This window comes from Dactylosporangium sucinum (genome assembly GCF_014647515.1).
Lineage (GTDB): Bacteria > Actinomycetota > Actinomycetes > Mycobacteriales > Micromonosporaceae > Dactylosporangium > Dactylosporangium sucinum.
In genome coordinates this window covers 78,349-103,100 of the sequence record NZ_BMPI01000037.1, presented here as the reverse complement: position 1 = coordinate 103,100, position 24,752 = coordinate 78,349, and the positions used below count along the sequence as shown (strand labels likewise).

Annotated in this window: 21 protein-coding genes; 13 read left to right on the top strand and 8 right to left on the bottom strand. The window is 76.9% G+C overall.

Annotated elements, in window-relative coordinates:
* Positions 1–2 precede the first annotated feature (2 nt).
* The 4 genes from IEZ31_RS32920 to IEZ31_RS32905 all read left to right on the top strand — a co-directional run bounded on the left by IEZ31_RS32920 (position 3) and on the right by IEZ31_RS32905 (position 4,622).
* A complete protein-coding gene (locus IEZ31_RS32920; protein WP_190253936.1) occupies positions 3–1,580 on the top strand; it encodes a Na+/H+ antiporter in 1,578 nt (525 codons plus the stop codon).
* A gap of 78 nt (positions 1,581–1,658) precedes the next feature.
* Complete coding sequence (locus IEZ31_RS32915) at positions 1,659–2,171, top strand: PadR family transcriptional regulator (protein ID WP_190253935.1); 513 nt, start codon at positions 1,659–1,661, stop codon at positions 2,169–2,171.
* Positions 2,141–2,860, top strand: a complete 720-nt coding sequence (locus tag IEZ31_RS32910; RefSeq protein WP_229836045.1) for an ABC transporter ATP-binding protein — start codon at positions 2,141–2,143, stop codon at positions 2,858–2,860. The genes IEZ31_RS32915 and IEZ31_RS32910 overlap by 31 nt, the downstream gene beginning before the upstream one ends.
* A 16-nt stretch (positions 2,861–2,876) precedes the next feature.
* Positions 2,877–4,622, top strand: coding sequence for an ABC transporter permease (locus IEZ31_RS32905; RefSeq protein WP_190253934.1), 1,746 nt, complete (start codon positions 2,877–2,879; stop codon positions 4,620–4,622).
* Positions 4,623–4,655: 33 nt separating this feature from the next.
* Here the strand turns inward: IEZ31_RS32905 and IEZ31_RS32900 are convergent, their stop codons facing one another.
* The 3 genes from IEZ31_RS32900 to IEZ31_RS32890 all read right to left on the bottom strand — a co-directional run bounded on the left by IEZ31_RS32900 (position 4,656) and on the right by IEZ31_RS32890 (position 9,043).
* A complete protein-coding gene (locus tag IEZ31_RS32900) occupies positions 4,656–5,285 on the bottom strand; it encodes a hypothetical protein (protein WP_190253933.1) in 630 nt (209 codons plus the stop codon).
* The gene (locus IEZ31_RS32895; protein WP_190253932.1) at positions 5,282–5,689 is read right to left on the bottom strand and encodes a hypothetical protein; all 408 of its coding nucleotides are present in this window, start codon (positions 5,687–5,689) and stop codon (positions 5,282–5,284) included. The genes IEZ31_RS32900 and IEZ31_RS32895 overlap by 4 nt, the downstream gene beginning before the upstream one ends.
* Positions 5,690–5,857: 168 nt before the next feature.
* The gene (locus IEZ31_RS32890) at positions 5,858–9,043 is read right to left on the bottom strand and encodes a heavy metal translocating P-type ATPase (RefSeq protein WP_190253931.1); all 3,186 of its coding nucleotides are present in this window, start codon (positions 9,041–9,043) and stop codon (positions 5,858–5,860) included.
* 153 nt (positions 9,044–9,196) lie between these two features.
* Here IEZ31_RS32890 and IEZ31_RS32885 point away from each other — a divergent pair, with 153 nt between their 5' ends.
* The 3 genes from IEZ31_RS32885 to IEZ31_RS32875 all read left to right on the top strand — a co-directional run bounded on the left by IEZ31_RS32885 (position 9,197) and on the right by IEZ31_RS32875 (position 13,316).
* Complete coding sequence (locus IEZ31_RS32885; RefSeq protein ID WP_190253930.1) at positions 9,197–9,394, top strand: heavy-metal-associated domain-containing protein; 198 nt, start codon at positions 9,197–9,199, stop codon at positions 9,392–9,394.
* 7 nt (positions 9,395–9,401) lie between these two features.
* Positions 9,402–10,463, top strand: coding sequence for a flavin-containing monooxygenase (locus IEZ31_RS32880; RefSeq protein ID WP_190253929.1), 1,062 nt, complete (start codon positions 9,402–9,404; stop codon positions 10,461–10,463).
* A gap of 66 nt (positions 10,464–10,529) precedes the next feature.
* Entirely contained in the window at positions 10,530–13,316 is a 2,787-nt protein-coding gene (locus IEZ31_RS32875) for an AfsR/SARP family transcriptional regulator (RefSeq protein ID WP_190253928.1), read from the top strand.
* Here IEZ31_RS32875 and IEZ31_RS32870 read toward each other — a convergent pair.
* Positions 13,298–13,504 carry a hypothetical protein gene (locus IEZ31_RS32870; protein ID WP_190253927.1) on the bottom strand — a complete coding sequence of 69 codons (207 nt, stop codon included), beginning with the start codon at positions 13,502–13,504 and terminating at the stop codon, positions 13,298–13,300. The genes IEZ31_RS32875 and IEZ31_RS32870 overlap by 19 nt on opposite strands.
* A gap of 95 nt (positions 13,505–13,599) precedes the next feature.
* Here IEZ31_RS32870 and IEZ31_RS58300 point away from each other — a divergent pair, with 95 nt between their 5' ends.
* From IEZ31_RS58300 to IEZ31_RS32855, 4 genes are all read left to right on the top strand, one after another.
* Positions 13,600–13,728 carry a hypothetical protein gene (locus IEZ31_RS58300; protein WP_268241704.1) on the top strand — a complete coding sequence of 43 codons (129 nt, stop codon included), beginning with the start codon at positions 13,600–13,602 and terminating at the stop codon, positions 13,726–13,728.
* On the top strand, positions 13,725–14,468 hold the full coding sequence (locus IEZ31_RS32865) for an ABC transporter ATP-binding protein (RefSeq protein ID WP_190253926.1): 744 nt from the start codon (positions 13,725–13,727) through the stop codon (positions 14,466–14,468). The genes IEZ31_RS58300 and IEZ31_RS32865 overlap by 4 nt, the downstream gene beginning before the upstream one ends.
* Before the next feature lie 5 nt (positions 14,469–14,473).
* Positions 14,474–16,993 (top strand): FtsX-like permease family protein, encoded by a 2,520-nt coding sequence (locus IEZ31_RS32860; RefSeq protein WP_229836050.1) that lies wholly within the window; start codon positions 14,474–14,476, stop codon positions 16,991–16,993.
* Positions 16,994–17,092: 99 nt separating this feature from the next.
* Entirely contained in the window at positions 17,093–17,572 is a 480-nt protein-coding gene (locus IEZ31_RS32855) for a peroxiredoxin (RefSeq protein WP_190253924.1), read from the top strand.
* A gap of 3 nt (positions 17,573–17,575) precedes the next feature.
* Here the strand turns inward: IEZ31_RS32855 and IEZ31_RS32850 are convergent, their stop codons facing one another.
* The 4 genes from IEZ31_RS32850 to lanL all read right to left on the bottom strand — a co-directional run bounded on the left by IEZ31_RS32850 (position 17,576) and on the right by lanL (position 23,330).
* Complete coding sequence (locus IEZ31_RS32850; protein ID WP_190253923.1) at positions 17,576–18,547, bottom strand: lanthionine synthetase LanC family protein; 972 nt, start codon at positions 18,545–18,547, stop codon at positions 17,576–17,578.
* Positions 18,544–20,403, bottom strand: a complete 1,860-nt coding sequence (locus IEZ31_RS32845) for an ABC transporter ATP-binding protein (protein WP_190253922.1) — start codon at positions 20,401–20,403, stop codon at positions 18,544–18,546. The genes IEZ31_RS32850 and IEZ31_RS32845 overlap by 4 nt, the downstream gene beginning before the upstream one ends.
* 59 nt (positions 20,404–20,462) lie before the next feature.
* A complete protein-coding gene (locus tag IEZ31_RS32840) occupies positions 20,463–20,639 on the bottom strand; it encodes a hypothetical protein (RefSeq protein WP_190253921.1) in 177 nt (58 codons plus the stop codon).
* Between the two features lie 69 nt (positions 20,640–20,708).
* Entirely contained in the window at positions 20,709–23,330 is a 2,622-nt protein-coding gene (lanL, locus tag IEZ31_RS32835; protein WP_190253920.1) for a class IV lanthionine synthetase LanL, read from the bottom strand.
* Between the two features lie 101 nt (positions 23,331–23,431).
* On the opposite strand from lanL, the gene IEZ31_RS32830 reads away from it, so the two are divergent.
* Both IEZ31_RS32830 and IEZ31_RS32825 read left to right on the top strand, forming a co-directional pair.
* Entirely contained in the window at positions 23,432–24,280 is an 849-nt protein-coding gene (locus IEZ31_RS32830) for an aminoglycoside phosphotransferase family protein (RefSeq protein ID WP_190253919.1), read from the top strand.
* Positions 24,281–24,318: 38 nt separating this feature from the next.
* A complete protein-coding gene (locus IEZ31_RS32825) occupies positions 24,319–24,543 on the top strand; it encodes a DivIVA domain-containing protein (RefSeq protein ID WP_190253952.1) in 225 nt (74 codons plus the stop codon).
* Positions 24,544–24,752: the final 209 nt, after the last annotated feature.

Here is a 24,752-nt window from a genome sequence, read left to right as displayed (position 1 = left end):
CCGTGGAGGCGTTGTTCCTGGTCATCGTGCTCGGCGTGACCGTTCTGGTCGGCACGACGGTGGGGCGGCGGTACAGCGTGGCACCACCCGTGCTGCTCATCCTCTTCGGCGGGCTGCTGGCGCTCCTGCCGCCGCTGGCCGAGGTCGAGCTGCCGCCGGACGCGGTGCTCGGGCTGTTCCTGCCCGCCGTCCTGTACTGGGAGAGTCTCAACACCAGCCTGCGGGAGATCCGCGCCAACCTGCGCGTCATCGTGCTCTCGGCGGTGGTGCTGGTGATCGCCACGATGGCCGCCGTCTCGTACGCGCTGCAGGCCGTCGGGGTCACCGCGGCGGCCGCCTGGATCCTCGGTGCCGTGCTCGCCCCCACCGACGCCTCGGCCGTGTCCGGGCTGGCCAAGCGGATGCCGCGCCGCACGCTGACCACGCTGCGGGCGGAGAGCCTCGTCAACGACGGCACGGCGCTCGTGCTGTTCGCCGTCGCCGTCGGCACGCTGGGCGGCGCGGCGATGCCCGGGCCGCTCGAGCTGACCTGGCGGCTGGCCTGGTCCTCCGTGGGCGGGGTGCTCGCCGGGCTGGTCACCGCCGGCGCGGTCATCCTCGTCCGGCGCCGCCTCGACGACCCGCGGCGGGAGGGCGGGCTGAGCATCCTCACCCCGTTCGCCGCGTTCCTGCTCGCCGAGCTGCTGCACGCGAGCGGCGTCGTCGCCGTGGTCGTGGGCGGGCTGGTCCTGACCCAGGCGAGCCCGCGGGTCGTGCGGGCCCGCTCCCGGGTCCAGGCGTTCGCGTTCTGGGACCTCGGCACGTTCATGCTCAACGGCAGCCTGTTCGTGCTGGTCGGGATGCAGATCCCGCGCGCGGTGCGGGCCATCGAGCACTCGGCGGCGCGTGCGCTGGGCATCGCGGCGCTGGCCGCGGTCACGGTCATCGTCGTCAGGCTGCTGTGGGTCCACGTCATGACGGGCGTGATCCGTGCCGTTGATCGCCGCGCGGTACAGCGGGCCCGGCGCGTCGGCTGGAAGGCCCGCACGGCGAACGGCTGGGCGGGCTTCCGCGGCGCGGTGTCGCTGGCCGCCGCGCTGGCGGTCCCGACGGCGTTGCCCGACGGCACCCCGTACGCCGATCGCAGCCTCATCGTCTTCACGACGGTCGTGGTGATCGTGGTGACCATGCTGGTCCAGGGCCTGACCCTGCCCATGGTGATCCGGTGGGCCGGCCTGACGGCGGACGACGGCCGCGCCGGCGAGGCGCTGCAGGCCCAGATCGAGGCGGCCCGGGCCGGCCTGTCCGCCCTGGACGACGTCGCCCGCGAACTGGGCGCCCCGCGGGACATGGTGGACCGCCTGCGGGCCGAGTACGAGGACCACCTGCAGGACGTGCGGGCCAGGACCCACAAGGACGGCGAGGCGTACCGCATGCAGCACCTCGAACGCCGCCTGCGCCTCAGGGTCCTGACCCGCAAACGCCAGGCGGTGACCGCGATGCGCGACGCCAACACGATCGACGACATCGTCCTGCGCGATCTGCAGGCCGCGATGGACATCGAGGAGATGCGGCTCCTCGGCCCGGCCCCGTCGGAGTAGGACGCCGCGCCCCCGCGTGGTTGACAGCGCCATTGGATAGCCGTTATCTATAGGCGATCAACGCGAAGGGTGGGCGGGGTGCAGGACGTGGTGCTGGCCATGCTGGCCAAGGAGCCCGCGCACGGCTACGAGCTGCGCAGCCGGATGCGGGAGGCGCTCGGGCCGCTCGGGAACGAGATGAACGCCGGGCAGATCTACGTCACGCTCGCGCGGCTGGCCAAGGCCGGGCTCGTCACCTCGCAGCACGACGACGGGCTGCCCGACCGGCCCGACCGGCGGGTCTACGTGCTCACCCCCGCCGGGCAGGAGCGCGTCGCCGCCTGGCTGGCCGAGGTCAGCTGGCCGAAGCCCGACCTCGCCGAGTTCCACCTCAAGCTGGTCGCCGCCGCTCGGGCGCGGCTCGCCGACCCGGTCGCGCTCGTCGACGCGCAGCGGCGGGAGATCCTGCGCCGGCTGCGTGACGCCCAGCGGGCCGCGCTGACCGAGGCCGACCCGGTCGCGGGGCTACTGCTGGAAGGCGTGGTCCTGCGGCTGCGCGCCGACCTCGAATGGCTGGACGCATGCGAGCGAACCTGGACGGGACGGAAATGAGCCACATCCAGGCACGACAACTCACCAAACGGTTCGGCGAGGGCGACAGCCTGGTGCGCGCCGTCGACGACGTGGACCTGGACGTGCCCGCGGGACAGGCGCTGGCGATCATGGGCCCCAGCGGCTGCGGCAAGTCCACCCTCCTGCAGCTGCTCGGCGGCCTTCAGCGGCCCACGAGCGGCCGGATCGCGCTCGCCGGGCGGCGCATCGACGGGATGAGCGAGCGCCGGCTGGCCCGCCTGCGGCGCGACGGAGTCGGGTTCGTGTTCCAGTCCTTCCACCTCATGGACGAGCTCACCGCGGTCGAGAACGTCGAGCTGGCCGCGCTGCTGGCCGGGCAGGCGCCCCGCCGCGCCCGGCGGCGGGCCCTGCACCTGCTCGACCGGGTCGGGCTCGCCGACCGGGCCGCCCACCTGCCGTCGGAGCTCTCCGGCGGCCAGCGCCAGCGGGTCGCGATCGCCCGGGCGCTGAGCAACGAGCCGGCCGTCGTGCTCGCCGACGAGCCCACCGGCAACCTCGACAGCGCCGCGACGCTGGACGTGCTGCGGCTGTTCGAGGGGCTGCGCACCGCCGGGCAGACGCTCGTCGTGGTCACCCACGACGCCCGCATCGCCGCCGTCGCCGACCGGATCATCTCGATGCGGGACGGGGCATTCACCGACGACCAGCACGTCGCGGTGCACACATGAGCGAAGCGGAGGACGTATGACCGGTAGGGTGCTGCTCGTCGGGCGGCTGCTCGCCCGTGACCTGCGCCGGCGGCCGGTCGACGCGGTCCTGCTGCTGATCGCCGTCACCGCGGCGACGGCGGCGCTGACCCTCGGGCTCGCCCTCAAGGCGATGATCGCCGACCCGTACCGGCAGACCCGCGCCGCCACCGCCGGCCCGGACGTGGTGGCGGAGCCCGGCGTCACCGGCGAGGAGGCCCTCGCCGCGCTCGCGGCGGTGCCGGCCGCGCCCGGCGTCACGGCGTACAGCGGACCGTTCCCGCTCGCGTACACCGACCTGACCGCCGGCGGCGCGACCGTGCGGGTCGTCGCCGAGGGGCGTGACGGCGCGCCGGCCGCGGTCGACCAGCCGGCGGTGACGGACGGCACCTGGATACGGCCGGGCGGCGTGGTCGTCGAGCGGACCCTGGCCACCGCCTTCGGCATCCGTGTCGGCGACACGGTCACCGTCAACACCACGCGGCTGCGGGTGACCGGGATCGCGGTCAGCGCCGCCCGCGGGGTGTTCCCCGCCGTCGACTGGCACAACCCGGACGGCTTCCTCGTCGAGTACGGCGGGCTGGTCTGGATCGACCGTGGCGACATGCCGGCGCTCGCCGGCACGATGCCGCTGTCGTACGCGCTCAAGCTGAAGGTCGGGGACCCGGAGGCGTTCATCCGCGCCGAGCTGTACGACGAGAGCTTCCGCGGCGGGCAGGTGCGCACCTGGCAGGAGATCGGCGAGACCAACAACCGGCTGACCCGCAACGCGCAGACAGCCATGTACGTCGGCAGCTCCCTGCTGGCCGCCCTCGCGGTGACCGGCGTCGCCGGCCTCGTCGCGGGCCGGGTCATCGCGCGGCGCCGCCGGGTCGCCGTGCTCAAGGCGGTCGGCGCCGGGCCGGCCATGATCGCCGCCGTGCAGCTCGCCGAGTACCTCGTCCTCGGGCTCGTCGCCGCCGGTGCGGGCCTCGCGATCGGCTGGCTCGGCGCGCCGCTGCTGTTCCGCCCGAGCGTCGGGTTCATCGCCGAGCTGGCGCCCTACCCGCCCCTGCGCGTGGTGGCCGCCGCGACCGGGCTCGCCCTCGCGATCGCGGCCGCGGCCACCGTCGCCCCGCTCGTCCGGGCCGCCGCACCGGCACGGCGGCGCGGCGGGCGCGTCCGGCTCTCCCGGCGGCTGCCGACCGCACTGCTCATCGGCGTCCGGCTCAACGCCCGCCGCCCGGGCCGGGCCCGGCTGGGCACGCTCAACGCCCTCGTGACCACGACCACGCTCGCGGCCGCGTTCGCGAACCTGGCCCAGACCAGCCGCCCGCTGAACCTCGGCGGCACGACCCTCGCCAACGCCCGCGACGAGCGAACCGTCCACGCGATCCTGCTCGTCCTCGGCGCCGCCTGCGTCCTCGCGCTGTTGAACACGCTCGTCAGCACGTGGACCGCCGTGCTCGACAGCCGGCTGCCGCTCGCCGTCGCCCGCACCCTCGGCGCGACACCCGGCCAGGCCGCCGCCGGCCTGGTCCTGGCGCAGCTGCTGCCGGCCGTCCCGGGGGCCGCCGCCGGCGCGTTCCTCGGCCGTGAGCTGTACCTGTTCTTCGCCCCCGGCAACGCCGGCCCGGCCCCGGTCGCCTGGCTGCTCGCCACCGCGGCCGCGGTCCTGGTCGCCGTCGCCGCCCTCACCGCCGTCCCCGCGCTGGCCGCGGCGCGCCACCCCGTCGCGACGACCCTGGAGGGCCTGCCGGCGTGAACGGGCGGGCCACGGCCTGCGTAGCTGCCGGGGTCACGGGCCCGGGGCGTCGGGGGACACGGCCGGCGCGCCGCCGAGCGAGGCGAGCGGGACCGTGCGCAGTGCGCTGCGGGGGTCGGGCCTTGGCGGTACCGGCGAAGCCAGCAGCACCTCGTGCACCCGCCGGCGCACGAGGAACAGCGCCACGGCCAGCACCGCCGTGAGCGCCAGCCGCGCCACCAGGATCGGGACCATCCAGCGCAGCCGGGTGGCGAACGCGCCGGGCTCGAACACGGTCGCCCGGGGCAGGACCATGGCGCCCGCGAGGGTCGCGGCGACGCCGAACCGCCACAGCACGACCGGCCAGGTGCGCAGGACCGGGCCGGGGTCCGTGCCCAGGCGGCGCAGGAGCCGGGCGGCCAGCACGAACCAGGCGCCGACGACGAGCAGGTGGCCGAACCAGAGGGCGGTCTCGACCGTCCCGGCGGTCTGCCCGGCGTCGAGCCGGTCGATCGGCGGCGCCGGCAGCCGGGCCAGCACCCCGAGCACCGCGACCAGGTCGGCGACCGCGCTCGCGGCGAACAGCGCCAGCACCGCGAGCAGCCCCCACAGTGCCCAGTCCAGGTGGGCGCCGGCACCCCCGGCGGCGCGGCGCAGCGGCGGCCGGGGCGCGGTGGCCGTCACACCCGCCACCCATGCAGCGCGGCGGCGAACCGGTCGGCGGCCGCGAGGTCGGCGGTCCGGACCGCCCAGCGGTCGCCGTACACGAGCGCCTCCGGCGCGCCGAACAGGCCGAGCGTGACCACCTCGGCGCGGGCGTCGCCGAGCCAGTCGTCACGGCCGGTGTTGTCGCCGAACGTGACGACCGTGACGTCGCGGTCCCCGATCCGGCACATGACGAGCTCCCGCTCGCCGCCGGTGGGGTTGCCCGCGTGGGCACCGGTGCAGCCGACCCGGCCGGCCAGGTCCACGGCCGCGGGCGGCCCGGCGGGTGCGGCGCCACGGCCGAGCGCCGCCCCGGAGAGACCGGCGGCTAGCAGCAGCCCGATGACCAGCATCTCGGTCCGCAGCGAGATCACGGGGCGCACGCCCTGAGGGCGGCGTCGACGCCGGCGACGGTGAGCTGACGCATGCCTCTCCTCGAAGCCCTGAGATCATGGTGGCGGAGGCAGCGTACCTACAGCAGCTCCGGCGCCCGGTGGCGCACCTCGGCGCCGGACCCCTGGGAGAGCGCGGTCCGGCGCCGCCGCGCCGGGCTACTCGGTGGCCTCGACCGTGAAGGTCGTGGTGATGACCCGGCCGCCGGCCGTGCGGAACTGGCCCCACATGCGGTACAGGCCGGGGCGGGGGAAGTCGGCGTGCAGCTGCAGGTCCGGGCCGAACGCCTGGCCGGGCAGGGCGAACACCGGCCGGCCCCGCTCGTCCACGGCCTCGGCGTGCTCGTGGGCGAAGCCGTGGCCGTCGAGCGGCATGACCACCACGTGGCCGGCCGCGGCCAGGTACGGCCGCAGGTCCGTGAGCGGCTCGCCGGTGGCCTCGTCGGCGAACCAGTACGTGAAGCGGCTCGGGGCGCCGACCTTCGCGGTACCGGCGAGGATCACCCGGACGCCGTCCACCACCTGGTCGCGCGGTGAGGCCTGCCCGGTGAGCCGGGGCGCGTCGGCCAGGTCGCCGACGACGACCGCGTGGCGCTCGACCACGTCCGCCATCGCGCCCTTGCGGCGGAACTCGGTGTGCACGAGGTACCGGCCGGCGGTCGGGAACGTCACGCCGACCGTGAACTCGCCGGGGCGGCCGGTCGGCTCCGGGTGCAGGTGCGCGAACGTGCCGAGGTCGTCGCGGGTGACGATGCAGTGCATCCACGCCTCGTGGCTGCGGCCGACGTCGGTGACGGGGCGGCCGGTCGCGGCGTCGGTGACCCGGATCCGGGCCGTCGCCGCGCGGCCTGGGACGACGCCGGCCGGGACGTCGACGGTGACGGCGAGGCCGGCGTCGTGGGCGGGCACCGGCTCGACGTCGGCGGTCATCATGACGCTCATCGCCGGGCGCATCGGCATGCCGGTGTCCTGGGTCCAGGCCAGCACCCCGTTCATGCCGCGCCGGGCGGCGTCGGTGCGGCTGAGGCCGGTGAGGCCGGCGCCGACGGCGATCGCGAGCAGCGCGATGCCCGTGAGGTACCCCAGGTCGGCGATCCGCGCGCGCAGGCGCGGCCGCAGGTCGGCGGCGGTCGCCGGGCGCTGGAAGCGGCGCAGGCGCAGCGCGTTGGTGACGACGCTGACCGAGCTCATCGCCATCGCGGCGGCGGCCAGCGACGGGTCGAGGAGGGTGCCGTTGATCGGCCAGAGCACGCCAGCGGCGACCGGGATGAGCAGCACGTTGTAGGCGAACGCCCAGCCCAGCCCCTGTTTGATCATGGCCACGGTGCGGCGGGACAGGGCGATCGCGGACACGATCCCGCGCAGGTCCCCGCCGACGAGCGTGATGTCGGAGGCGGCGATGGCCACGTCGGTGCCGGTGCCGACGGCGATGCCGAGGTCGGCCTGGGCCAGGGCGGGGGCGTCGTTGATGCCGTCGCCGACCATGGCGACGACCGCGCCCTGCTCCTGCAGGGCGGCGACGTGGGCGGCCTTGCCGTCCGGGCGCACGTCGGCGATGACCCGGTCGATGCCGACCTGCCGGGCGACGACCTCGGCGGTGCGCCGGTTGTCACCGGTGAGCATCCACACCTCGAGGCCCAGGGCACGCAGCTGCGCGACGGCCTCGGCCGACTCGGGCCGCACGGTGTCGGCCACGCCGATCAGGCCGCACAGGCGCCCGTCGAGGGCCACGTACACGGCCGTGCCACCGGCGTCGGCGACCGCACCGGCCGCGGCCGCCAGCGGCGCGACCGCCAGGTCGTGCTGCGCCATGAGCGCGGCGTTGCCGATGAGGACGGCACGGTCGCCGGCCCGGGCCCGGATGCCGTACCCGGGCAGCGCCTCGAACCCGGTCGCCACCGGCACCGGGCGGCGCTGGTCGCGGGCGTGGGCGACGATCGCCGCGCCGATCGGGTGCTCGGAGCCGGTCTCCGCGGCGGCGGCGAGGGCGAGCAGCGCGGCGGCGGTCGTGCCGGGCAGCGCGGTCACGGTGGTGACGGCGGGCCGGCCGCGGGTGACGGTGCCGGTCTTGTCGAGCACGACGGTGGTGATCCGGCGGGCCTGTTCGAGGGCGTCGCCGCCGGAGATGAGGATGCCGAGCTCGGCCGCCCGCCCGGTGCCGACCATGATCGCGGTCGGGGTGGCCAGGCCGAGCGCGCAGGGGCAGGCGATGATCAGGACGGCGATCGCGGTGCCGATGCCGAGGGTGAGCCGGCCCGGGTCCGGCCCGGCGAGGGCCCACACGCCGAAGGTGAGCGCGGCGAGCGCGATGACCGCGGGCACGAACCAGCCCGACACGGTGTCGACGAGCCGCTGCATCGGCGCCTTCGCGCCCTGGGCGTCCTCGACGAGGCGGACGATCTGCGCGAGGGTGGTGTCCTTCCCGACGGCGGTGGCGCGCATGACGAGGGCGCCGGTGCGGTTGACGGTGGCGCCGATGAGCACGTCGCCGGCCGCCTTGGTGACCGGCAGGCTCTCCCCGGTGATCATGCTCTCGTCGACGGTCGAGCCGCCGTCGGTGAGCACGCCGTCGACCGGGATCTTCTCGCCGGGGCGGACCCGCACGAGGTCACCGACGGCGAGGTCCTCGACCCGGATCTCGACCTCGGTGTCGCCGCGCAGGACGCGGGCGGTGCGCGGCTGGAGGCCGACGAGGGCCCGGATCGCGGCCGCGGTCTGCCGCTTGGCCCGCGCCTCCAGCCAGCGTCCGGCCAGGACGAGGGCGGTGACGACGACGGAGATCTCGAAGTACACGTGCAGCGGCAGGCCCCACCGCTCGGCCTGGGCGGGCCAGAGCGTGACGAACGCGCTGTAGGCGAACGCCACGGTGGTGCCGAGCGCCACGAGGGTGTTCATGTTGACGGCGCCGTGGCGGGCGGCGGCCCACGCGGCCCGGTAGAAGGGGCGCCCGGCCTGCAGCTGCACGACGGTGGCGACGACGAGCAGCAGCGGCATGAGCCAGTCCATCGCGTCGATCGGCAGCGGGACGTACATCAGGACCATCATCACGAGCCCGACGGCGAGCGTGCTGATCCACGCCCACTTGGACCGGCGCAGCTCGCGGTCCTTGTCGTCGGCCGGGGCCGGTGGCGGCGGCTCGGACAGCGCCTGGTAGCCGGCCTTGCCGACCGCGGCCGTCAACAGGTCGACCGTGACGCGGGCCGGGTCGAAGGTGACCGTGGCGCTCTCCGTGGCCAGGTTGACCTCGGCCCCGGCGACGCCGTCGACCTTCCGCAGCGCCCTGGCCACCCGCCCCACGCAGGACGCGCAGGTCATGCCGCCGATCCGCAGTGTGCATGTCGTCATCTGGTGCTCCTCGCGAGCGGGCCCGCCTCCCGGGCCGGTGCCGCCACGGTGCCCGCCGGCGCTGTCCGCCCGCTGGCGGCGGCGGACAGCGGACGGACAGCGGCCTCGCCCAGGCTCGGCCGCATCGACCAACCGACCTCGAAGGAGCGTCCAGTGAACGAGATCCTGCTCGCCGTGCCCGGCATCACCTGTGACCACTGCGTCGCCGCGATCACCGACTCGGTCGGCCGGGTGCCCGGCGTGACCGCCGTCCACGTCGACGTCGCCGCGAAGACCGTGCGGACCACCGGCGTCGCCGACCCGGCCGCGGTCCGTGCCGCGATCGACGACGCCGGCTACGAGACGGCCTGAGCCCGCCGTGGAGACGCTGGACACCGCGATCGTCGGCGGCGGCCAGGCCGGCCTCGCCGTCGCGTACCACCTGCACCGCGCCGGGCAGGCCGTGGCGGTCCTCGACGCCCACGCGAGGGTCGGCGACGCCTGGCGGGGGCGCTGGGACTCGCTGACGCTGTTCACGCCGAACCGGTACAACGGCCTGCCCGGCCTGCCGTTCCCCGGCGACCCCGACGCGCACCCCACGAAGGACGACGTCGCCGGCTACCTGGAGGGCTACGCGGCCCGGTTCGGCCTGCCGGTGCACCTCGGCAGCCCGGTCACCGCGGTCCGGCCGGACCCCGGCGGCGGGTTCGACGTCGAGACGCCGGGGCAGCGGTACCGCGCCCGCCAGGTCGTCGTGGCCGCCGGCGCGTTCCACACGCCCCGCGTGCCGGAGTTCGCCGGGCGGCTGTCGCCCTGCGTGGTCCAGCTGCACAGCAGCCGGTACCGCAACCCGGCCCAGCTGCCCGCCGGCGACGTCGTGGTCGTCGGCGCCGGCAACACCGGCGTGCAGATCGCCGAGGAGCTCGCCGCGAGCGGCCGCCGGGTCGCGCTGTCCGTCGCGGAGCTCGGGCCGGTGCTGCCACAGCGGTGGCTCGGCCGGGACGTCTTCTGGTGGTTCTCCCGGCTCGGCACGATGGGCGCCGGGCCGGACAGCCTCGTCGGCCGGCGGCTGCGCGCCCAGAACCCGATCATCGGCACCGACGTGGCGGCGCTGCTGCGCCGGGTGGACCGGCTGGACCGGGCCGCCGGCGCCGACGGGCGGGACCTGCTCCTGGCCGGCGGCGGGCGGCGGACGGTCGACGCGGTGGTCTGGGCGACCGGGTTCCGGCCGCACTACCCGTGGCTGCACGTGCCGGTGCTGGACGCCGGGGGCGCACCGGTCCACCGGGAGGGCGTGACCGGCTGGCCGGGCCTGTACTTCCTCGGCCTGCCCTGGCAGCGCGCCCGCGGGTCGGCGGTGCTCGGCTGGGTCGGCCGCGACGCGGCGGTGCTGGCCCGCCGGCTGCGCTCCGCCGCCCCGGCCCCGGCCCGGGTGGCCTGACCTGCGAAACCGGGTAGCATCGCCTGTCTCGGACAGCGGGAGCAGCGACAGGCGGGAGGCGGGGCGGTGGCACAGGACGGCACGGGCGTCGTCTTCCGGCTGCTCGGGCCGGTCGAGGTCGATCCGCCGGCGGCGCTCGCCCCGTCCGTCCGGCCGTTGCTGGCCCGGCTGGTCCTCGCCGCGGGCCGCGTGGTGTCCGTCGACACGCTGACCGACGCGCTGTGGGGCGAGGACCTGCCCGCCGACGCGGCGAACGCGCTGCAGATCCGGGTGTCGAAGCTGCGCCGGGCCCTCGGCCCCGCCGGCGACCTGCTCGTCACCCGCGCCCCCGGCTACCGGCTGGCGGTGCCGCCGGAGGCCGTCGACGTCCACCGCTTCGAGGCGGCGGTCGCCGGGGCCCGGGCGGCCCGCGACGCCGGCGACGCCGCCGGGGCCCTGCGCGGGATCGAGGCGGCGCTGGCCTGGTGGCGCGGCCCCGCGCTGGCCGACGCCGGCGACGCCGAGTGGGTCGGGCGGGAGCGGCACCGCCTGGAGGAGCTGCGGCTGGCCGCCGTCGAGGACCGCCTTGAGCTGCTGCTGGAGACCGGGCGCCCGGCCGACGCGGTGGCCGACCTGGAGCGGCTCGGCGCGGAGCATCCGCTGCGGGAGCGGCCGGTCCGCCTGCTCATGCTCGCGCTGTACCGCAGCGGCCGCCAGGCCGACGCGCTCGACGTCCACCAGGCGCTGCGCCGGCGGCTGGCCGACGAGCTCGGCCTCGACCCCTCCCCCGAGCTGCGGGCCCTCGCCGAGGCGATCCTGCGCCGGCAGGTGCCCGGCGGCCCTTCCGAGCCCGCACTCGCGCCGGTCACCGCCCCGGCCCTGCCCGCGCGGGTGACCTCGCTGGTCGGGCGGGACGACGACCTCACCACCGTCCTCGACCAGCTGCGCACCGCGCGGGTGGTGACGCTGACCGGGCCGGGCGGCGTCGGCAAGACCACCCTCGCGCTGGAGGCCGCCCGCCGCGCCGGCGGCGACGTCCGGCTCGTCCGGCTCGCCCCGCTGCCGGCCGGCGCCGACGCCGCCGGGGCCGTCGCGCAGCAGCTCGGCGTGCCGAGCGACGGCGCCGCGGCCGACGCCGCCGCCGCGCACCTGGCGGCCGCCCCGGCGCTGCTCGTGCTCGACAACTGCGAACACGTCGTGGACAGCGCCGCCGCGCTCGTGGACCACCTCGTGCACGCCTGCCCGCGGGTGCGGGTGCTGGCGACCAGCCGGGAGGCGCTCGCCGTCGCCGGTGAGGTGCAGGTGGCGGTGGCGCCGCTCGCGGTGCCGGATGCGACCCGGCTCTTCGTGGACCGGGCCCGGGCGGTGCGGCCCGCGTTCGCCCTCGACGACGACACCGCGCCGGCCGTCGAGGCCGTCTGCCGGCAGCTCGACGGCATCCCGCTGGCGATCGAGCTGGCCGCGGCCCGGGTGAAGGCGCTGCCACCGGCCGAGATCGCCGCCCGGCTGCACGACCGGTTCGCGCTGCTGACCGGCGGCCCCCGCACCGCCGAGGCCCGGCACCGCACGCTGCGGGCCGTGCTCGACTGGAGCCACGACCTGCTGCCCGAGCCGGAGCGGACGCTGCTGCGCCGCCTGGCGGTGTTCCGCGGCGGCTGGACCCTGCCGGCCGCCGAGGACGTCTGCGGCTTCGGCGCGCTGGCCCCCGGCGACGTGCTCGACCCGCTGTTCCGGCTCGTCGACCGGTCCCTCGTGGTCCCGGACCCGGCCGGCGGGCGGTTCCGGCTGCTGGTGACCGTCCAGGAGTACGCGGCGGAGCGGCTCGCCGAGGCCGGCGAGGCCGGGGAGTGCCGCGACCGGCACCTCGACCACTACACCCGGCTCGGCGAGCGCCTCGGGCCGCAGGTCCGCGCGGCCGGGGCGGCCTGGGCCGCGCTGCGCGACGACGCCGACAACCTGCGCGCCGCCGTCGACCACGCCCTCGCGCCGGCGGCCGGCGACCCGGACCGCGGCCTGCGCCTCGGCGTCGCGCTGCTGCCCTACTGGAACTACGCCCAGCGGGACGAGGGCAACCAGGCCCTGACCGCGCTGCTCGGCGCGGGCGGCGGCGCCCCGGCGCTGCGGGCCAAGGCGCTGCAGGGCCTCGGGATGCTCGGCGTGTACTACCCGACGCCCGCCTCCCGCGCCGCGGCCCGGGAGAGCCTCGCGCTCTTCGAGGAGCTCGGCGACCGGGTCGACGCCGCCGTCTCGCGCCTCGTCGTGGCCTGGGAGGGCCAGTACACCGGGGACGCCGAGGAGTACCGCGCGCTCATCCACCGCAGCCGCGCCGAGCTCGCCGACGTCGACGGCGGCGCCTGGCTCGCCACGGCGGAGTACCTCGAAGGCCTCCTCGACCTGCGCATCGGCGCGTTCGACGAGGCCGTCCCGCGGTGGCGGCAGGCCGAGACGCTGTTCCTGGGCGCCGACGACCCGATGATGGCGGCCGCCTCCGCCGCGCACCTCGGCGTGGCGCTGCACGGCGCCGGCCGGTCCGGCGAGGCGGCCGGCGTCCTGCGCCGCGCCGCCGACGAGTCGCGCCGGCTGCACTCCCCGCACGGCCTGGCGTTCGCGCTGGTCCACCTGGCCCACCTGCGGCTCGACAGCGGCGACGACGCCGTGGCGCCGCTGCTCGACGAGGCCGACGCGGTGGCCCGCCAGGCCCGCAACCCGCGCTGTCAGGCCTGGGCGGCCTGGGGCCGGGCCCGGATCGCCCGCGCCCGCGGCGACGCGCCGACGGCCGCCGCGGAGGCGCACCGGGCGCAGGCGCTGCTGGGCGAGCACGAGTTCGCGTGGGCCCTGCAACGGCTGCGCGCCTTTCAGCCCGTCACCGGATAACCGCCGCACCGCAGCGCGGCGGCCAGGACGACCGGGCCGACCGGTCCCCGCACCCGCAGCAGGCCGAGATCCGCGTGTACCTCGAGCGCCACCACCCCCGGCACGTCCCGGACGACCCGGCTGACCCGGCGCACGCACCGGCGGCAGACCGGCCCGCCGATGGACAGGGTGGTCACGTCGTTCGTCATGCGCCGAGCGTGCCCGATGCCGCTGTCCGAACGCTGTCCGCCGCGGCCAGTGCGCGGGCAGGCCCCGGACAGGGCCGGGCCGGACGCTTCCGGCCATGACCTCACTGCTCAGCGTCGAACTCGCCGACGCGCACCGGGCCGAGCTGCTGCGGGCCGCCGCCCGCCGCCGCCGCTTCCCCCTGCCCCGCCCGCGCCGCCACCAGTGGTCGGGCGGTGCCCGATGACGATCGCCGCCGAGGCGCACGACCTCGTCAAGATCTACGGCCGGGGCGACACCGCCGTGCGCGCCCTCGACGGCGCGAGCGTGGCGATCCCCGCCGGCACCTTCACCGCCGTCATGGGCCCGTCGGGCTCGGGCAAGTCGACCCTCATGCACGCCCTCGCCGGCCTCGACACCGTCGACGGCGGGCGGGTCCTGCTCGGCGGCACCGACCTCACCGCCCTCGACGAGCGGCGCCGCACCCTGCTGCGCCGCGAGCGGCTCGGTTTCGTGTTCCAGAGCTTCAACCTCGTCCCCGCACTCACCGCGGCCGAGAACATCAGCCTGCCGCTCACCCTCGCCGGCCGGGCCGCCGACCGGGACTGGGTGGACCGGCTCGTCGGCACGCTCGGGCTGGCCGGGCGGCTGCACCACCGCCCGGCCGAGCTCTCCGGCGGGCAGCAGCAGCGGGTCGCCGTGGCCCGGGCCCTGGTCGCCCGGCCGGAGATCGTCTTCGCCGACGAGCCGACCGGCAACCTCGACTCGCGCAGCGGCGACGCGCTGCTGGCGTTCCTGCGCCACGCCGCGCACGACCTCGGGCAGACGATCGTGATGGTCACCCACGACCCGCGGGCCGCGGCCTTCGCCGACCGGGTGGTGTTCCTCGCCGACGGTCGGGTCGTCGACGAGCTCGACGACCCGTCCGCCGACGCGGTGCTGGCCCGCATGGCCCGTCTCGACGCGCCGGCCGGATCGGGCCGGTGATCGCGATGTGGCGGCTCACCCTTCGCAACGCCGTCGCCCGGCCGGCCCGGCTCGCGCTGACCCTGCTCGCGGTGGCGCTCGGGATCACGTTCGTCACCGGTACCCTCATCCTCACCGACACGTCCGGACGGCTGCTCGACGAGCAGTTCCGCACCGCCGCCGCGGATGCCGACCTGACGGTGCGGCGGGCGACCGCGTTCGACGACGCGATGGGCGTCGAGGTCGAGCGCGACCCGCTGCCCGCCGGCACCGCCGAGCGCGTCCGGGCGGTGCCCGGCGTCGCCGACGCCCAGCCGTCCGCCCGCGGCCAGGGCCTGCTCACCGCCGGCGGGCGGGCGATCGTGCCGACCGGCCCGTCGCTGCTGCTGTCCTGGACGTCCGCCCCGTTCAACGCGTTCACCCTGCGCGCCGGCCGGGCACCCGCCGTCGACGACGAGGTGGTCGTCGACGCCGCCACCGCCCGGGCCCACGGCATCCGGCTCGGCGACACCGTCACCGTGCAGGCCCGCACCACCGGCACGCTGCGGGTCGTCGGCCTGGCCGGGTTCGGCACCGGCGACGGGGTCCCCGGCGGCACCGCGGCGCTGGTCACGCTGCCGGCCGCGCAGCGGATGCTGGCGCTGGGCACCGGCGTCTCGGAGATCGCCGTCGCCGTCGCGGACGGCGCCGACGTCCGGTCGGTCCGGCAGCGCCTCGCCGGCGAGCTCGGCTCGCAGTACGAGATCGCCGGGAGCCGCGACGTCGCGGCCGCGAGCGCCGCGGCGGCCCGCGGCCAGATCGGCTACCTGCGGGTCATGCTGCTCGCCCTGGCCGGCGCGGCGCTGCTCGTCGGCGGCTTCCTCATCGCCAACACGTTCTCCGTCGTGATCAGCCAGCGCACCCGCGAACTGGCCGTGCTGCGGGCGGCCGGCGCCACCGGCCGGCAGGTCCTCGGCTCGGTGCTCGGCGAGGCGGTCCTCGTCGGCGTCGCCGCCTCGGCCGCGGGCGTCGGGCTCGGCGTCGCCGCCGCGGCGGGCCTGCGCGGCCTCGCCGGCCGGGCCGGGATCCCGATGCCCGGCGGCGGGCTCGCCGTCCTGCCCCGCACGATCGCGGTCGCGGCCGTCATCGGCGTGCTCGTCACGGTCGTCGCCGCCCTGGCCCCGGCCCGCCGCGCGGCCCGCGTCGCACCCGTCGAGGCGATGCGCGACACCCCGGCCGCCGGGTTGTCCGGCCGGACCCGCGCCGTGACGGGCCTGCTCGTCGCCGCCGCCCTGGCCGTGGTCGTGACCGGTGCGGGCTCGCTCGCGCTGCTCGCCGCCGCCGCGCTGGTCACGGTGGCCGGCCTGACGGTGCTCGGCCCGGCGCTCGCGCCGGTCCTGGCCCGGCTGATCGGCCGCCCGCTCGACCTGGCCGGCGTCGCGGGCCGGCTGGCCCGCCAGGCCACCGCCCGGGCGCCGCGGCGCACCGCCGCGACCGCGCTGGCGCTCGCGCTCGGCATCGCGCTGATCAGCTTCATGGCGGTCGTCGGCACGTCGGCGAAGGACACGATCCGGCAGTCGTACGGCGAGACGATCACCGCCGACTACGTCGTCGAGAGCAGCCGCAACGAGATGCTCGGCGGGCTGCCGCCGGCCGTGCACCACCACGTCGCCGGGCTGCCGGAGGTGGCGGTGGCGTCGCGGCTGCGGTACGGGCACTGGAAGGACGGCACGATGACGGCCGCGCTGACCGCCGTCGACCCGGCGACGCTGCCCCGGGTCACCGCCCTGCACCTGGTGACCGGCTCGCTGGCCGCGCTGGACACCGGCGGGATCGTCCTGGCCGAGCACGTCGCCCGCGAGCGCGCCCTGCGCGTCGGCGACGCGCTGCCGATGACGTTCGCCCGCACCGGCGCGCAGCGCCTGCCGATCGTCGGCCTGCTCCGCGACGCCGACGCCCAGGCGCTGTCGACCGACTACGTCATCGGCCTGACCACGTACGCCGAGCACTACACGGAGGACGTCGACGCGAGCGTCTTCGTCCGCGTCGCCGACGGCGTCGACAAGGCCGCGGCGCGGCGCGCGATCGCGGCCGCCCTGGCCGGCACCCCGACCGCCCAGATCCGCGACCAGGCCGAGGCCGTCGCCGGCCGCACCCGCGGCATCGACCAGATCCTCGGCCTGACGACGGCGCTGCTGCTGTTCACGGTGGTCGTCGCCCTGCTCGGCATCACGAACACCCTGGCCCTGTCGATCGTCGAGCGCACCCGCGAGATCGGCCTGCTCCGCGCGGTCGGCATGACCCGCACCCAGCTGCGGTGGATGATCGGGGCCGAGGCGGTGCTCGTGGCCGCCCTCGCGGTGGTGATCGGCGTGGTCCTGGGCATCGCCTTCGGCACGGGCACGGTGACGGCGTTGAGCCGCACCACACCGCTCACGGTGGTGGTCCCGGCCGGCCGGCTCGCGCTGATCGTCGCGGTCGCGACGCTGGCGGGCCTGGCCGCGGGCCTGCTCCCGGCCCGCCGCGCGGCCCGGCTCGACGTCCTGGACGCGATCGGCCGCACGTGACCCCCTGGCCGGCGCCGCGCGGCTCGCTCGCACCGCATGGCGCCGGCCCCGCAGGCCCTCCACCGCACTGTCCGGAATCGTCTGACGTACCGTTGCCGTATGACGCAGGACGTTCGTCAGGGTGACCTGGTCGAGGACTTCGAGCTGGCCGACGAGACCGGCACGCCGCGCCGGCTCTCGGAGTTGCTCGCCGGCGGGCCGGTCGTGCTGTTCTTCTACCCGGCCGCCCTCACCCGCGGGTGCACCGCGGAGAGCTGCCACTTCCGCGACCTCGGCGCCGAGTTCGTGGCGCTCGGCGCGCAGCGCGTCGGGATCAGCCGGGACAGCGTGGACAAGCAGCGGGAGTTCGCCGAGCTGCACAAGTTCGACTACCCGCTGCTGTCCGACCCGGACGGCGCGATCGCCGACCGGTTCGGGGTGCGGCGGCGGCTGCCGCTGGGCCCGCTGAGCATGAAGCGGATGACGTTCGTCATCGGCACCGACCGGCGCGTCATCGCGGTCATCCACAGCGAGCTCAGCATGAACGAGCACGCCGACCAGGCCCTGCGGGTGCTGCGGGAGCGCGCCCGGCAGTCCTGACCTTCACTCCACCAGCAGCAGCGCCGGCCAGGTCGCGGGCTGGTCCGGGTGTGCGTGGTCGTACAGCGCCAGGGCCACGCCGGCGTCTCCGTACAGCAGGGAGGCCGGGCCGCTCTCCGGGCGCCGGCCGGCGACGATCGCGGCCGCCGCGGCGTCGGCGACCTCGGGCAGGCCGGCGCTGAGCGCGGTCCGCAGCACCCCGGCGTGGCCGCAGCACAGCATCGCGTCCCGGACACCCCACCGGTCGGCCGGCTGCCCGGCGATCGCGGCGAGGGCGTCGGTGCCGACGCGGGTCAGGACCGGGTCGGCCAGCGCCCGGCCGGCCAGCTGCACGGCCCGGGCGATGCCGGCGGTGCCGACGCACCACTGGTGCCGGCCCTCGGCGGGCCACGCGGCCAACCGGTGCGCCGCCGCGTGGAGGGCGTCACGCTGGCCGGGCACGGCGACCCCGGCGCCGAGCGCGACGGCGAGCAGCGCGACGGGCCCGGCGAGGCCGTGCGCCATCCCGGGACGAACCTGGCCGGCATCGACAGGCACCACGCCGGTCAGCGCCCGCAGGGCCGCGTCGAGTCCCGGCCCGGCGCGGTCGTATCCGAACTCGCGGGCCAGGAGCAGCAGCCGCCCCAGGCCGGCGAGGCCCGCCACGGCGTCGAACACCTCGGGAACCGGACGGCAGCGCCGGGCCAGGTCCCGGGCCTGCCGGGCGAGCCAGCCGACGCCCGGCGCCACGACCCGCTCCAGCCGCGGGTCCTCCACCGTGCCGCGGACCACCAGCGCGGCGCCGACGGTCCCGGCCGTGCCCTCGAAGAGGTTGCTGCGCCGCCCCGGCAGCGCGGCCTGCGCGGCGAGGAGGTGCGCCACCGCCGCGTCGCCGTCCGACAGCCGCGCGGCCAGGATCGCCAGCCCCGGCGACGCGACCCGAGCGTCGGCGCCACGCGCGGGCGGCCCCAGCGCGAGATCGACGACCGCCGTCACGGGGTGCGCTCCGCGTACTGGCGCTGCTGAGCCGCGTACATCCGGGCGAACCGCCCGCCCCGGGCCATCAGCTCGTCGTGGGTGCCGGACTCGACCACGGCGCCGGCGTCGAGGACGTAGATGCGGTCGGCGTACCGGACCGAGCCGAGCCGGTGCGTGATGAGCACGACCGTCTGCCCGTCGCGGGCCAGGTCCATGAGCCGGGTGAAGCTCTCGACCTCGGCTTCCGGGTCGAGCGCCGCGGTCGGCTCGTCGCAGATGAGCAGCTGGGCGGCGCGGAAGTGGGCGCGGGCCAGCGCGAGGCGTTGCCACTGCCCGCCGGACAGGTCGGTGCCGCCCTGGAAGTCGCGGGCGAGCAGCGTGTCCCAGCCCTCGGGCAGCCCAGCGACCACGGTGTCGGCCCCGGCGAAGGCGGCGGCACGCTCCAGGCGGTCCCCGGGACCGGCCTCCGACGGCCGGCCGAGGGTGACGTTGTGGCGGGCGGTGAACGGCCACCGCGGGAAGTCCTGGGCGATCCAGGCGACCTGCGAGAAGTCCCGGGGAAGATCGACACCGTTCCAGGTGACCGTGCCCCGCGAGGGCCGGTGCAGGCCGGCGATGAGCCGGGCCAGGGTGCTCTTGCCGCTGCCGTTGACGCCGACGAGGGCGATCACCTCGCCGGGCCGCAGGGTCAGGTCGACGCCGGACAGGGCGGGGTGGTCGCTGCCCGGATACGTGAAGTGGACGTCGCGCAGCTCGATCCGCGCCGGCGCCGGACCGGCCGTCGTCGTGCCGGGAACGATGGCGTGTTCGGTCACCCGCTGTACCGTGCGCTGATAGTCGGCGACGAAGAGCCCGTGCGTGTAGAGGCCGTTGCCCTGCAGCAGCACCGACGTCAGCAGGCCGGTCACCCGCGTGACCGCGAGGATGGACGTGCCGGCCGTGGACAGGTCCATCCGGCCGGTGACCAGCAGCCAGCCCAGGGCGGCGAAGGCCAGGGCGGTGGCGAGCCCGCCGGCGGCGTCGGCGAGCAGGCCGGCGCCGGCCTCGACCCGGGCCAGCCGGGCCCGCTCGGCCTCCAGGGCGCGGGCCAGCCGGCGGTAGTGGCCGAGCAGGACGCCGGCCAGGCCGTGGACGCGGATCTCCTCGGCGGCCGCGCCCCGCTCGACCAGCACGTCGGCGAGGACCTGCTTCTGCCGGTTGCCGTTCAGCGACCGGACCGCCGACGCGTGCCCCAGCCGCGCGACCGTCATCGCCCGCCAGGCCTGCGGCACGACGGCGAGCAGCAGCAACGGCAGCAGCAGCGGGTGCAGCGCGCCGAGCACGCCGGCGACGGCGACGACCCCGGCGAGCGACCCGGCGGCGGACAGCACGGTCGCGGTGAGCTGCTCGGTGGCGCGGACGCCGAGCTGGGCACCGGCAAGGGAGCGGTGGAACGCCCCGTCCTCGACGACGGCGAGCTCGGCCCGGGCCACGCCGTCGAGCAGCCGCTCCTCGGCGAGCCGCTGGACCCGCGGCGCGAGCCGGCCCTCGGCGGCGACCGCGAGCGCCTGCGCGCACGAGCCGCCGGCGGCGAGCGCGGCGACGACGAGCAGCGCCGGCACCGCGGCCGCGACCCGGCCGGAGGCGAGCAGCGCGGCGAGCGCGTGGTTGACGGCGACCAGCCCGGCCGCGGCGGCGACCGCCCGGACCAGGTGGGCGACCCCGGCGGCGACGAGCGCGGCGCGGTCGGCGGCCCAGGCGATGCCGAGGGTGAACCGGGTCAGGGCGGGCACGGTCCGCAGCGTGGCCAGGAACCCGGTCTCGGCGGCGGCCGACACGTGGGTCGCCCACGCCCCGTTCATCCGGATGCCGGAGCCGAACAGTGGGTCACTCATCGAAAGACTCCTGCCTGGGAAAGGGGGCCCGGAGCGAGGACCGCTCCGGGCCGCCCCGGTCAGCACCAGTAGCTGTACGGGTTGGTGCTCTCGCACGGCGCGCTCGGGTCCGTCAGGGCGCTGTGGCACGTGGTCTTCGTGCGGGTGTTGACGGACTCGTTGCAGATGGCGTCGAGGCCGAGGCGCTCGCGCGGCTGGGTCTCGGGCAGCATCTGCAGCACGGCGATGTCGGACATGTGCGGTTCCCTTCGTGGGTCCTTCGGCTGCCACCGCCCACGGCGGGCGGGGCATGTCGGTGAGGCGGTCTACGACCACCAGGGGTTGGCGCCGCCGTGGCGGAGGCGCAGCAGGAAGTCCAGGACGCCGGCCGGGCCGTAGCCGTAGTCGAAGCCCAGCTCCGGCTCGCAGGTCAGGACGAGTCCGTCGCGGACCTGGCGGCGGGCGTGCAGCACCGCGGCGACCTCGCCGGCCCGGTCGCGGTGCCCGGCGTCGCCGGTGTGGTCGGCCAGGTCGAGCAGGAACTGGCCGACACCGGCCAGCCCGCAGCACGCGCCGGCGGTGGAGCTCCACAGCTCGCGCAGGCAGGCGTCCGCGCACCGCAGCGCGAGGTCGCGCAGGTGCTCGGCGCCGGTGGCGTCCCAGAGCCGGATGAGGAACGTGCCGATGCCGGCCGGGCCGCTGCACCAGTGGCCGGCGGCCCCGAGGTCGCCGCCGAGCCGGAGCGGCCAGGCGACCCGGCCGCGGTCGTCCTGGGCGGCCCGCGCGAGGGTCTCACCGGCGGCGACGGCGGCGTCGAGGTACCGGCCGCCGCCGGGCAGGTGCTTTCCGGCGAGCAGCAGGAACGTCCCGGCACCGGCGACGCCGTGCGCGAAGCCGTGCGAGGCGTGGCCGGCCAGCTTCGAGTCGGCGGCGGCGGCGGTCGGCCAGTGCCAGTCGTCGCCGTCGCGCTCGGCGGCGGCGATGACGGCGTCGGCGTACGCGGCCGCCCGCTCGCCCAGCGCCGGGTCGCCGCCGTCGCGCCACATCCGCAGGTGGGCCAGGCCGGCGCCGGACAGGCCGTGGGTGACGTCGGCGCTGTGCCAGGCCAGCGGCAGCCGCCCGGCGAGGTCGGCGGCGCGGGCGGTGAGCCGGTCGTCGCCGAGGTACCGGCCCGCGTCGTGCAGCGCCCAGGCGGTGCCGGCGCGGCCGTAGCACAGGCCGGGCAGGAGCCGCGGCGCCGCGAACAGCCGCTCGTCGAGCCAGGCCGCGGCCTTGGCGACGGCGTCGCCCAGCTGCGGGTCCGCCGTGTGCCGGGCCGCGCGGGTGAGCACGGCGAGGCTTCCGGCGGCGCCGGTCCACAGGTTGGCGGCGTCGTGGTCGCGGGAGTCGGCCCGCTGCGGCCACAGCGCCGGCGCGCTCGGCGTCATGCCCCGGCGCAGGTGCGTGAGGCCGTCGGCGATCAGCCGGTCGACGCCGTCGGGCTCCGGTGGCGGCGCGGGCTCTGCCGGTACCGCCGAGAGATCCATCGACATGAGATGCTCTTCGGCGCGTTTCAGCGTCCAGCGCGCCTGCGGGTCGGGGTCGGTGAGGCCGAGGAGCACCGGCGCGAACGCGGTGACGCCGGGGAACGTGCGGGCGATCCGGTCCAGCAGCGCCGCCCGCTCGGCCGCCGGCCGGGGCACGCCGGGGGTGGCGGACACCCACGACGGCCCGAGCCCGGTGACCGCGCAGAACAGCGTCGCGCCGAGGCTGAAGCAGTCGGAGATCGGGCCGGCGAGCGCCTCGCCGTGCGGTTCCCGCAGTTCGGGAGCGAGGAATCCGGCGGTACCGACGGGCAGCCCGTCCCGCCCCGCCGGCGTCACGAACTCGACGTCGATGAGGTGCACCTCGTCGAACGGCGAGACGAGCACGTTCTGCGGCTTGAGGTCGCGGATGACCAGGCCGGCGTCGTGCACCTCGCGCACCAGGTCGATGAGCCGCAGCCCCAGCTCGGCGACGTGCTCGGCACCATTGCCCCGGCGGGCCCAGGCGTCGAGCGTCTCGCCGGGCAGGAACTCCTGGGCGAGGAACAGGTCGCCCTGCTCCGCGAACAGCGCGACCTTCGCCGGTGCGACGGCGAGCGGCGCGAGCTCGTCGAGCAGCCGCGCCTCGTCACGCAGCCGGTCGCGGGCGTCGGTGCCGTCGAGCAGCGCCCCGGCGTGCGCGCGGGCCTGCTTGATCACGACGTCGGCGCCGTCACGGTCGTCGACGGCCCGGTAGACGCCGCCCTTGTTGGCGTGGCGGATCGCCTCGCGGATCCGGAACCGGCCGCCGAGCAGCACCTCGTCGGGCGCGGTGTCGGGCTCGGCCGGCCGGTCCGGGAACGGCGCGGCGGCCCACGGCGGCGGGCTGAACCAGGCGGCCCGCACGTCCTTGACCACGGTGCCGTCGGGGCCGGCCATGCGCGACTCCATGACACCGTCGTCGGTGAAGACCCGCTCGCTGTGGAACTCGCCGTACCGGTAGTGGACCAGGCTGCCCGGGCGGAACGGCCGGTCGGAGAGGATCCGCGGCCCAGGCAGCCCGCGGGTGGCGTCGTGCAGCCGCTGCGCGAGGACGCGGAACTCGTCGTCGTCGGCCGGGTAGGCGGTGATGAACTTCCCGGCCCCGCCCCGGTCGTACCAGGCGTCGACGAGCTGCGCGACCCGCGCGAGGTCGGTGCCGAACTTGAACGAGCACTCCGCCCGGACGAGCACCTCGGCCGCCCGCGCGAGCACGACCGGCGCCGCCAGCGGCGTGGCCGACACGTGCAGCTTCCACCCGTGCCGCCGCGCGTTGGCCGTGGGCGCCGTGAGGTGACACCATGCGGGCGTGGGCTGCACGGTCCACCGCTGCCCGCCGTTACGATCGAGCACGCCGCGCACCACGTCGGTCAGCAGCACCGCGTCGGCCGTCAACGCCTGTCCCATCCCCACTCCCCTGCCTCGTCCCGCCGTCAGCGGACCCGAGGTTGACAGCCGCCGCTGAAACGGGGCTGAAACGCCGCTGAAGCGGTGGATAGGCTGGCCCGGTGGAGCTTCTGCCGCCGACGCTGCCCGTCGTCGTGACCCTCGGGCGGAACCGGGACGCGCGGGCGTGGCTCGCCGCGCTGCCGCGGCTCATCGAGGAGGTTCGCGACGCCTTCGGGATCGAGCTGTCGGCGCCGCTGCACGGCGGGAGCTGCAGCTGGGTCGCGCCGTGTGCGCTGCCCGACGGCACCGCCGCCGTGGTGAAGATCGGCTGGCCGCACCGGGAGATGACCGGCGAGGCCGCCGCGCTGCTGGCCTGGGGCGGGCGGGGCGCCGTGCGGCTGCTCGCCCGCGACCCGGACCGGCACGCGCTGCTGCTGGAGCGGTGCGTTCCCGGGCAGCCGGTCGCCGGGGGCGACGCGGTGCGCATCGCCTGCGGCGTGCTGCGGGAGCTGTGGGCGGCGGCGCCGCCCGACGGGCTCGAGGAGCTGGGCACCGTCGCCGGCGAGTGGGCGGACCTGGTCGAGGAGCGGATGGCCCGGCTCCGCCCGCCCTACGACCCCGGTCTCGTCGCCGAGGGTGCCGGGCTGCTGCGCGAGCTTCCCGCGACGGCGCAGCGGCGGGTGCTGCTGCACGGGGACTTCAACCCGGGCAACGTGCTGTCGCACGGCGCCGGGTGGGTCTCCATCGACCCGAAGCCGATGACGGGCGACCCGGGGTACGACCCGTGGCCGCTGCTGCAGATCGAGGGCGCCGACCCGGTCACCCTCGCGGGCGAGCTGGGCCTGGACCGGGACCGGGTGGTGGCCTGGTGCGTGGCCCGGTACGTGGAGACGGCCCTGTGGCACGCCCACCACGGCGACGTGCCGGCCGGCGCGGCGGCGATGGAGGCCGCGGCGCGCGTCGGCTGAGGTGGCGATCGAGGCGCTACGGTGCACACACTGGACGTATGAGCGAGTTCGCGACCACGTTCCGCGGCTACAACCGCACGGAGGTCGACGCCTTCGTCAGGACCGCCTCCGACGCCCTGGCCTCCGCCGACCCTGCCCGCCACGCCCAGGCCCGAGCCGACGCGCAGGCGGTCACCTTTCACACCGCCTGGCGCGGCTACGACCGCGTGGACGTCGACCACTACCTGCGCCGCATCGCCAAGGGCCGCCCGGACGACCGCTGACGCACCGCCGCGGCCCGCCCACGCACGCCACGCGCCGCGAACGACACGCGCCGCCCATGACACGCGCCGCGCATGACGTGCGCCGCCCACGCCGCGCGCTGCCCATGACGTGCGCCGCCCAGCCGCCCGTGACACCCGCCGTCTATGACGTGCGCCGCGCATAACACGCGCGATCTTGGACTTGTGGTCCTGAATTTGTCCCTTTATCG